The sequence below is a fragment of the Mesorhizobium sp. M7A.F.Ca.US.010.02.1.1 genome, from assembly GCF_004023085.1.
Taxonomy (GTDB): Bacteria; Pseudomonadota; Alphaproteobacteria; order Rhizobiales; family Rhizobiaceae; genus Mesorhizobium.
Genome location: NZ_RZRV01000029.1, coordinates 69,822 through 79,261, shown reverse-complemented (window position 1 = coordinate 79,261; position 9,440 = coordinate 69,822). Strand labels below are relative to the sequence as shown.

At 63.7% G+C, this 9,440-nt stretch carries 8 protein-coding genes and 1 pseudogene; 1 reads left to right on the top strand and 8 read right to left on the bottom strand.

Annotated features, from left to right (window positions below; genetic code table 11):
- The 6 genes and pseudogenes from EOA19_RS24670 to EOA19_RS24645 all read right to left on the bottom strand — a co-directional run.
- A pseudogene (locus EOA19_RS24670) lies at positions 1–368 on the bottom strand (hypothetical protein); the annotation flags it as partial.
- A 163-nt stretch (positions 369–531) separates the two neighbouring features.
- The gene (locus EOA19_RS24665; RefSeq protein WP_128305055.1) at positions 532–1,290 is read right to left on the bottom strand and encodes a 5'/3'-nucleotidase SurE; all 759 of its coding nucleotides are present in this window, start codon (positions 1,288–1,290) and stop codon (positions 532–534) included.
- On the bottom strand, positions 1,287–2,453 hold the full coding sequence (locus EOA19_RS24660) for an MBL fold metallo-hydrolase (protein WP_128305058.1): 1,167 nt from the start codon (positions 2,451–2,453) through the stop codon (positions 1,287–1,289). Before EOA19_RS24660 ends, EOA19_RS24665 begins: the two co-directional genes overlap by 4 nt.
- Positions 2,453–3,532, bottom strand: a complete 1,080-nt coding sequence (locus EOA19_RS24655) for an ABC transporter ATP-binding protein (RefSeq protein WP_128305054.1) — start codon at positions 3,530–3,532, stop codon at positions 2,453–2,455. Before EOA19_RS24655 ends, EOA19_RS24660 begins: the two co-directional genes overlap by 1 nt.
- Entirely contained in the window at positions 3,520–5,223 is a 1,704-nt protein-coding gene (locus tag EOA19_RS24650) for an iron ABC transporter permease (RefSeq protein ID WP_128305053.1), read from the bottom strand. The genes EOA19_RS24655 and EOA19_RS24650 overlap by 13 nt, the downstream gene beginning before the upstream one ends.
- A gap of 88 nt (positions 5,224–5,311) precedes the next feature.
- Positions 5,312–6,298: an ABC transporter substrate-binding protein gene (locus tag EOA19_RS24645; protein WP_128305052.1), complete on the bottom strand. Its 987-nt coding sequence runs from the start codon at positions 6,296–6,298 to the stop codon at positions 5,312–5,314.
- A gap of 257 nt (positions 6,299–6,555) precedes the next feature.
- Between EOA19_RS24645 and EOA19_RS24640 the strand changes: the two genes are divergently transcribed.
- Positions 6,556–7,527, top strand: a complete 972-nt coding sequence (locus EOA19_RS24640) for a sugar-binding domain-containing protein (RefSeq protein WP_023811033.1) — start codon at positions 6,556–6,558, stop codon at positions 7,525–7,527.
- 45 nt (positions 7,528–7,572) lie between these two features.
- On the opposite strand, the gene EOA19_RS24635 is transcribed toward EOA19_RS24640, so the two are convergent.
- Positions 7,573–7,941, bottom strand: a complete 369-nt coding sequence (locus EOA19_RS24635) for a hypothetical protein (protein ID WP_013529317.1) — start codon at positions 7,939–7,941, stop codon at positions 7,573–7,575.
- Positions 7,942–8,055: 114 nt separating this feature from the next.
- Positions 8,056–9,438: a pyruvate dehydrogenase complex dihydrolipoamide acetyltransferase gene (locus EOA19_RS24630; protein ID WP_128305051.1), complete on the bottom strand. Its 1,383-nt coding sequence runs from the start codon at positions 9,436–9,438 to the stop codon at positions 8,056–8,058.
- Between the last annotated feature and the right edge of the window lie 2 nt (positions 9,439–9,440).

Genomic DNA, 9,440 nt, shown 5'->3' with positions numbered 1-9,440 from the left:
GTGTTGGGTTTAGCGCTGCTTCCGTCGAGCGATTTCTCCGGCCCGGTATCTTTCTGGCCGTACTGGAAAACGCGCTTCAAAACCTGGTCGTCTGGCGGTTTCGGCGGTTCCGGAGGCGGCTTTTGTTCAGGCGGCTTTTCAGCCTTCTTTTCAGGTGTCGGCTCCGGTGGCTTTGGAGCAGGTTTCGGCTTGGGCTTTTCGGGCGGGGGCACGATCGCGACATTGACGGGCTGTTCCTGCTGAGCCGGCTGCTGCTCGGGTCTCGGCAGGCCATAGACCAGAAACGCCGCGATGAGTGCATGCAGGATCAGCGATGCGGGCAAAGCCCACAGCAGATGCCGCCGCCGTTCTCCTGTTTCGCCCTTCATCCGCACCGATGTGGAATGAAATGGCGGCGGCTTCAAGCATAGGTAGTGGATTGGCTTGATTTAACCGCTGACAGGTTGGTGATCGGATGACGACGCGCGGATCAGCGCCGGTGAGATGTGGCGCGACTCAAACCACCTCCACAATCCGATTGAAGCCCTGAGGTCAGCCAGTTTGCCGCTGGCGCGCGATCCCGTCCAGAAACCGTTCGTCCAGCCGTGTCTCGCCAAACCAGTTCAGCCGGTTGATGCTGATGAAGCCGGCATCGATCGCCTCGTTCTCGTCGCCCGGCTGGCTGTCATGAGCCCGACCGCGCGGCACCGTGATGACAGTGCGATCGCCGTCGCTTTCAACGATTTCGGCTCTGCGGGCGATCTTGTCGCGACCGATGCGCGGCTGTCGGATTTCGGCCGGCAGCAAGGTCGGCAGGTTGATGCTCAGCCAATGACCCTCAGCGGCCCAGTCGGCGCGCGATTGCCACAATGAAGCGATCAGCGCGCCAAGCCATTGGTCGTCGCCATCGGTGAAATCAGGATTCTTCACGCGGGAGAAGCCGATGGCTGGAACGCCCCAGAAAGTCGCCTCCCGCGCAATGCCGAGCGTTCCGGAATAGGCAAGGTCCTCGGCAACGTTGCGGCCATCGTTGACGCCCGACAGCACAAGGCCCGGTTTCTCGGAATCGGCGAACAGCCAGGTCATAGCGCTTACCACGCAATCGGCCGGGGTGCCGGAACAGGAGTACCAGTTCGGCTTGACGCGCCGCATGGTCAACGGCCTGGCAATCGTTAATGACGAGCTGGCAGCGGTGCGCTTGCCGTCGGGCGCGACCACCCAGACATCGTCGCTCAACGTGCCGGCGGCCTTGACGAGACGGGCAAGCCCCGGCGCTTCGATGCCATCGTCGTTGCAGATCAGAATTCTCATCGTTTTCTTGCCTCAGGCACCGTGATGCGCTGGCCGGTGCGGCATTGCGTCCGCAGCGACGGGATGTGGGCTTGCAAATCGCCGAGAAGGTCCGGCGTGCAGGAATGACCGAGTGCGGCGGGACGGCCGGCCGTTTCCCAGATGTCGACATTGCCCGACAGCGTCGGATGGGTCGGCATGCGCACCCAGTCCGCCCGGCCGGCCTTGTGCAACAGATCGCCCGGCGAACCTGACGGCAGATGGCCGGTAAGCAGCACCGGAAAACCGGAATGGTCGGCACGCGGCAAGAGGCGCGACGACGGGCCGGCCTCACCCATACCGTCATCCGCCAGCAACGGGATTGGCGGCAGGGGATCGGCATCGGTCCAGTCGGCTGCGTCTTGCAGGCGGCGAAGCAAGAGTTCTGAGACACTTGGCAACAGGGATGCGGTGGCGCCGATCTGCGCTTCCAGCGACGAACGCATGCCGGCATGGATCGCGAACGGCCCAGGCAAGGCCGCGATCAGCTCCAGCGACCGACCCGAGAGCGGCGTCGGCAAAAGACACCCGCCCGAATGCCTCGCAACCCACTGCGATATTTCGAGCGCCCGCGCCGCCCCCGGCACCGGATCGGCGCCATAGGAAGCATCGAGGACAAGCAGGTCGCAGTGCGGCATCGTGTCCATGACGAAGACATTGCTGTCCGGCACCACATCGGCCGAATAGGCGACGCGGCTCTCGCCATCGTCCACGGCAAACCAGACGCCGCCCACCACATGCCCGGAGCGTCCCGTTCGAATCGTGAGATTTCCGCTCTTCAGCGTATCGCCGGGTTCGAACAATTGGATGCGGTCTTCGGGAAAAGGGAACCGCCTGAAATCCTCGAGCTCAGCATAGCCCGCGAGCGTGGCAGGCGCCTCATTGCGGGTCTCCGCCGTCATGAAAATCGGGCCGGCATAGCCGCGCGACAGCAGCCAGCTCAGCGCGCCGACATGATCCTCATGCGCATGCGAGACGAACAGCGCTTCGATGTCGGCGGCCGACCCGTTCAGCGCCGGATAGTAGTCCGCCCCCGAGGCGCCGACCTTGATGCCGACGTCGAGCAGGATGCGATCCTTGCCGCTGCTCACAGCAAGGCTGGTGCGGCCCTTTTCGCCAAAGCCGCCGAGCAGGTCGAGCATCATCACGATGCCGCCCCCGCCGCCGGGATCAGCCAGCCGGACCTTATGCGCAGACGGGCCCGGGACCCGCTTTCCAGCATGACTGGGTCGGGCTGTTCGAAGTGCAAGGTGATGTCGGGACTGGTCGAAGGCGTGAATTCGATACGCGCCGAGCCACCCTGATAGATCACCCGCTTGACCAGGCCATCGAAGCCGGGACCGTCCGGCGACACGTCAAGATCGGCTGACCGGCAGCAGATCTTGGCGCCAGCGCGCGGCCGCTCGCCAGGCCGGCAGCGGACAACCAGTTCCGCGCCGAGAACCCGGACCTTGCAGTGGCCTCTTTCTTCCACACTCAACACATCCGCAGGCAGCAAAATGCCTTGCGAAATGAAGGATGCGACCATTTCATTTGCCGGCTCATGATAGAGCTCGCGCGGCGTCGCCAGCTGGGCAAGGCGCCCGCCATCCATCACCGCGATGCGGTCGGCCAATGCCATCGCCTCGGCCTGATCATGGGTGATGTAGACGATAGTGGTGCCGGTGCGCTTGTGGAAGGATGCGAACTCGTCCTCCATCGATGCCCTCAGATGCACGTCGAGATTGGCGAGCGGCTCATCGAACAGCACCAGCGAGGGCGCGGCGACAAGGCAGCGCGCCAGCGCCACGCGCTGGCGCTGGCCGCCGGAAAGATTGGCCGGCCGACGCTCGCCCAGCCCTTGCAGATCGACAAGGGCCAGTGCGTCTTCAACCTTCCGGCGGGCGACGGCCTTGTCGAGCTTCGCCACCTTCAGCGAATAGCCGATGTTCTCGGCCACCGTCATATGCGGCCACAGCGCATAGTTCTGGAAGACGATGCCGACGCGCCGCTTTTCCGGCGCGACGCTGCCGCCCTTGCCCGACACGGCCTCGCTGCCGATGCGGATTTCGCCCGACGTCACTTTCTCGAATCCAGCGACCAGCCTCAGCAACGTCGTCTTGCCGCAGCCGGAAGGGCCGAGCACTGCCAGGAACTCGCCGTCGGCGACGTCGATCGACACGTCCTTGACGGCATCGAAATTGGCGAAGCTCTTGGTCACATTGTCCAGGCTCAATCGCGCCATGGCAGCACTCCGGTCGGAAGGTAGGGGGCAAGCAGATTGGTCACCAGCATGAGCACGAAAGTGACCGCCACGGTGATGACGGACATCGCCGCCGCATAGTTGGAATCGCCGCCCTGCTCGAAGGAGAACATCACCACGCCGATGGTTTCCGAGCCCGACGACCACAGCAGTGCGGAAACGGTAAGTTCGCTTAAGGCCGTCATGAAGATCAGCAGGCCGCCGGCGATCGCCGCCGGTGCCACCAAGGGAAAGATGATCGTGCGCATGCGGGTGAACAGCCCGGCGCCTGCCACTTGCGCCGCTTCCTCCAGCGCCCGGTCGATCTGGTGATAGCCGCTGATGGTTGGCCGCAGCGCCAGCACCAGGAAGCGGGCGAGATAGGCGTAGAGGATGATCCAGACCGTGTTGTAGAGCTGGATGCCGGTGAGCGGGATCGGCCGCAGGAACATGAGCAGCGAGGCGATCGCCAGCACCACACCGGGCAGAGCATAGGGCAGTTCCACCGACAGATTGAGCAGCCGCACCCAGCGCTGCTTGCCCCAGGCGATCAGATAGCCGATTGGCACGGCGACCAGGACCGCGAAGAAGGCAGCCGCGATCGACAGCCAGAAGCTGTTGAAGAAGGCGCGGCTGGCGGCATCATGCTCGAACAGCACGAAGCGATAATTGTCGAAGGTTGCCGTCTTGGCGGTGAGCGCGATGCCGTAGCCCGGCACCAGCGATGTCAGAACCAGCCCGAACAGCGGCAGGAACAGCACCACGATGATCAGCAGCCACATGCCGGCCTGCACGGCCGGCCGCCATCGGCCGAGTTCGTATGGCTCAGCCGCCAGCGACGTGGAACTGATGCGATAGTCGCGGCGGCGGCTCATGATCTCCTGGGCAAGGATGCCGGCCATGGCGATAATGCCGATCAGCACCGACAGGAACGCGGTTTCGCCGAGCACGGCAGGACCGCCGCCGGCCAGCTTCTGATAGATCAGCGTCGGCAGCACGAGATAGTTGGCGGGAATGCCTAGAAAGGCCGGAATGCCGAAATTGCCGACGCAGGAGACGAAGGCGAGTGCGGCGGCGGCCATGATCGAGGGCGTCATCAACGGCAGCACGATGGTGACCAGCATGGTGAACCAGCCGGCACCGCCCGCCCGCGCCGCTTCGATCAGTTCGCGCGGCAGCTTGCGCAGGCCGGCGCGCACCAGCAGGAAGACCAGCGGGCCATACTGCACGCCGAGCAGCAGGATGATGCCCGATGTCGAATAGAGCGGGTTCCTGGTCCCGAGCGGCGGTGCCGCCCCGAACAGCTTGAGGAACGGGCTTGCCGGGCCGAACAATTGCAGCCAGGCCAGCGCCGTCACCTGCGGCGCGATCATCAGGGGCATGACGTAACAGAGCACCATGGCGCTGCGAGCGCGGATATCGGTCAGCGTAACGAGCACTGCCACCAGCGTTCCCGACAGCACCGCAAGCAGGGTGCCGCCGATACCGACGACCAGTGTGTGCCAGGTGGCGATCCAGGTCGCCGGACTGGCGAGCCCCGCCTTTATCGCGACGGTCGACAGCGTGCCGCCGGGTGCCACGATTTCCTTGATCAGGCTCAGCATCGGCAGCAGCGAAAGCAGGACGATGACGATGGCCACCGCCGCCGTCAGGGCCATTTCCTGGCCCCGGCTTTCCCTGATCCGTGTTGACATGATTGCGTTTCCTGGGATCGATCGGCCGATGCGCTCGGATTTCGCAGTCGGCATGCCGCTAGGGGGGCATGCCGACTGGATTGCCGGCTCAGCCGCCGAACAGTTCCGAGAACTTCGCCTTGTCGGCGTCGGTCTTGGCGACGATTGCCTTGGTGTCGAACGACATCACCTTGACCTTGACGCCTTCCGGCAGCCATTCGGGGCGGCCGACCGAGGCACGCGCCGGCAGATAGCCCATCGAAAGCGCCAGCTTCTGGCCGTCATCGGAAAGAATGAAGTCGACGAACTTCTTGGCGCCATCGACATTCCTGGCGGTCTTCATGATGGCGACCGGTTCGGTCACTGCCGGCACACCTTCCGAGGGGAACACGAACTCGACCGGGGAACCCTTCTTCTTGGCGTTCATCGCCATGAAGTCGACGAGGATGCCATAGGGCTTCTCGCCCGATGCCACCGACTTCAGCACCGCACCATTGCCGCGCACGCTGACGGTGTTGTTGGTCTTCAGCTTCTGGAAGAAATCCCAGCCATAGTTGGTATCGCCGACGAAGCCTGAAAGCAGGTAGGCGGCGGCACCCGAATAGAGCGGGCTCGGCATGACCAGGCCATCGGCATAGGCGGGCTTGGCAAGATCGGCCCAATGCTGCGGCTTCTCGGTCGCCGCGGTGTTGTAGACGATGCCGGTGGTGATCAGCTTGCTGCCGAAATAGGTCTTGTCGGCATCATAGGCATCCGCTTCGATGCCGTCGAGCTTTGCCTCGGGATAGGGCAGCAGCCGGTCGTCCTTCTTCAACAGCTCCATGCTGACCGCGTCAGCGATCAAAAGCACGTCGGGCTGCGGGCTGCCGGCGGCAAACTCGGCCGCCATCTTGGTCAGGATGTCGCTCGTTCCGGAGCGATAGATATTCACATCGATACCCGGCTGCGCCTTCTTGAAGGCATCCACGGTCTTGGCCGCGTCGGCTTCCGGCTGGGACGTGTAGAGAGTCAGTGTTTCGGCGTTTGCCACGCCGGCAAACAAAGTTGCCGCGAGCGCCAGCTGGCTGGCCAGCAGCTTGATGAAGTGCGTCTTCAATGAGACCTCCTGTCTTTCTGTGCATGACCGGTCCGGCTCTGGCCGGCTCCCCGTCTCTTCCTCCCTGCACGGCGCATATGACTGGTGGATGACACAGCGCGTGAAACCCACAAAATATGTTCATATGTACGATGTCAATTACAAATGAACAAAACTGTGCGACAATCGACGCGCCTGCGATCGGCATCAATTGACATCCGGCCGGTGTTTCCTTGATGAGCACCGATCAGGCCACGGCTCATGAGGGACAGGAACCGATGACCACGGAAAAACCCAGACAGGCTCGCCTGCCGATGGTCTCGTCGGACCTTACCGTCAAGACGGCATGGCTCTACTATGTCGAAGGTTTTACCCAGGAACAGATCGCCGAAAAGCTCGATGTCTCCAGGGTGAAGGTCATGCGTACGCTGGCCTCCTGCACCGCCGAGGGCATTGTCGTCACCATGATCAACGCACCGACCGCCGGGCAGGTGGCGCTCGAGCGGGAACTGGAAAAGCGCTGGGGTCTGAACGCCGCCGTCGTCATCCCGACACCTTCGGCGCATGACCATCTGGAGAAGGCCATCGGCCATGCCGTCGCGGCCTATCTCGGCGAGCAGATGCAGGACGGCATGACGCTGGCGATCGGTGGCGGCGCGACCCTGCATGCCAGCCTCGGCTTCCTTGCCCGCCGGCAATTGAAGCGTGCCTGCGTGGTGGCGCTTGTCGGCAGCCTGCCGCACTCGCAATGGATCAATCCATCCATCGTTGCTGCCAAGGTCGCAGACGTCTTCGAGGTCGACAGCTATCAGATCACCGCGCCGGTGACGGTCGACAATTCCTCGCTGCGCGATCTCCTCTGGGCGCAGCCGACCCTGCAGGATGTACGCCAACGCGCGGCCGCCGCCGACATCGCGCTGCTCACCGTCGGCGACATGTCGCCGGACGCCACCATCTTCCGGCACGGCATCGTGCCCTCATCGCTGATCGCTCCGTTGAAAGCGAAGGGCGCGGTCGCCAACATGCTGTGCTATTTCGTCGATGCCGCCGGCGGGCTGGTCGACCACGAGGTCAACAGCCGCGTCATGGCCATCGATCTCGATGTGGTCAGCAACGTGCCGAATGTGGTTCTCGCCGCGGGCGGCAAGCGCAAGGTCGCGGCGATCCTCGCCGCGCTGAAAGCCGTCGACACCAACGTGCTGATCACCGACAGCGATACCGCCACGGCGCTGCTTGCCAAGGGCGGCTGAGCCGGTTCGACTGGCCCCGGTGTTTCCCGCTACCCGTGTTTCTCGCTAAATGAGCCCGCGCTCGCGCAAAAAATCCTCGACACCGACATGGGTCATGGACTCGAATTCGGCGATCGCCTCGGCCACCCGCTTGCGCTGCGCCGCCAACAGCGTGAAAACCTGCTTCATCTCGCCGGAAACACCAAAACGGCTCCAGCGCTCGGCGATATGCGTGGGCAAGCCGATATCGGCGCAGAACGCGTCCAGGCTGTCATAGCCGAGGCTGGCGACAAGCTGCCTGGTCTCCTCCGCCGACATGCGCGGCTCGAAAGCGTGGTCGTGCAGGCGCTGCGCCACCAGCTTGATATCGGATGGCGACGCGCCCATGACCTTGCCGAACAGGGTTTTGACGTCAGATGGGTCGAATGCAGGCATATTTGGCCTCCCTGGATCGCAATCCAGATAGAACATGGGTCAAGGGTCGGCGCCTGACAAGTCGTTTCTGTTTTAAGCCGGCGCATCATTCGGCGCCGGCTTCTGCTTGGTGGATCAGACCAGCAGGCCGATCGGATTTTCAAGGAGGTTCTTGAAGGCGACCAGCAGTTCGGCACCCAGCGCGCCGTCGACGGCGCGATGGTCGGTCGACAGCGTCACCGACATCACGGTGGCTATTCTGATCTCGCCGTTCTTGACCACTGCCCGCTCCTCGCCGACACCAACGGCCAGGATGGTCGCATGCGGCGGGTTGATGACGGCGGCAAAGTCCTTGATGCCGAACATGCCGAGGTTGGACACCGCCGTGGTGCCGCCCTGATACTCTTCCGGCTTCAGCTTGCGGCTGCGGGCGCGGCTGGCCAGATCCTTCATCTCGTTGGAGATGGTGGACAGCGTCTTCTCATCGGCCTTGCGGATAATCGGCGTGATCAGGCCGCCCGGGATCGGCACCGCGACGCCGACATCGGCATGCTTGTGCTTGACCATGGCGCTTTCGGTCCATGAGGCATTGGCATCCGGCACCGCCTTCAGCGCCATAGCCATCGCCTTGATGACCATGTCGTTGACCGACAGCTTGTAAGCCGGCGCCTCGCCCTTGTCGGTCTTCTTCACTGGCGCTGCGGCGTTGATCTGCGTGCGCAGCGCCAACAGCGCATCAAGTTCGCAGTCGAGCGTTAGGTAGAAATGCGGGATGGTGGTCTTGGCCTCGACCAGGCGCCGCGCGATGGTCTTGCGCATATTGTCATGCGGGACGAGGTCGTAGGAGCCCTGTTCGAACAGTTTCAGCACCTGCTCGTCCGACATTGCCTTCACCGCAGGCGCAGGAGCGCCAGCAGGAGCCTTGGCGGCAGGCGCCGCCTGGGCGCCTCCACCGGCAATCGCCGCGTCGACATCCGCCTTCACCACCCGGCCATGCGGGCCGGTGCCGGCAATGCTGGCAAGGGCAAGACCCGCCTCGCGGGCCAGGCGTCGGGCAAGCGGTGTTGCACGGCCGGCGGATGGGGATTGGCCAATCTCCCCCCTTGTGGGGGAGATGCCAAGTGGCGGCAAAGAGGGCAGGGCAGAGGGGGGCGTGACAGAATGCGACGTTGGCTGGGCAGCGCCCCCCTCTGTCGGCTTCGCCGACATCTCCCCTACGGGTGGGGAGATTGGCGCTTTGTCCTGCTTTGTCGCAGCGACATCAGCCCCATAAGCCTCATCGTCAGCATAAATCCACGCGACGGCAGCGCCGACCGCAATATCGACACCTTCCTTGCCGCTGACATCGCGCAGGACGCCGCTGGCCGGCGCGTCGATCTCCATCGCCGCCTTGTCGGTCTCGATCTCGAACAGCACATCGCCCTTCTTGACGCGCGCGCCCTCCTCGGCGAACCAGCGCGAGATCTGTCCGGTCGCCATGTCCATGTCGACCTTGGGAAGAATGACTTCGGTCGGCATTT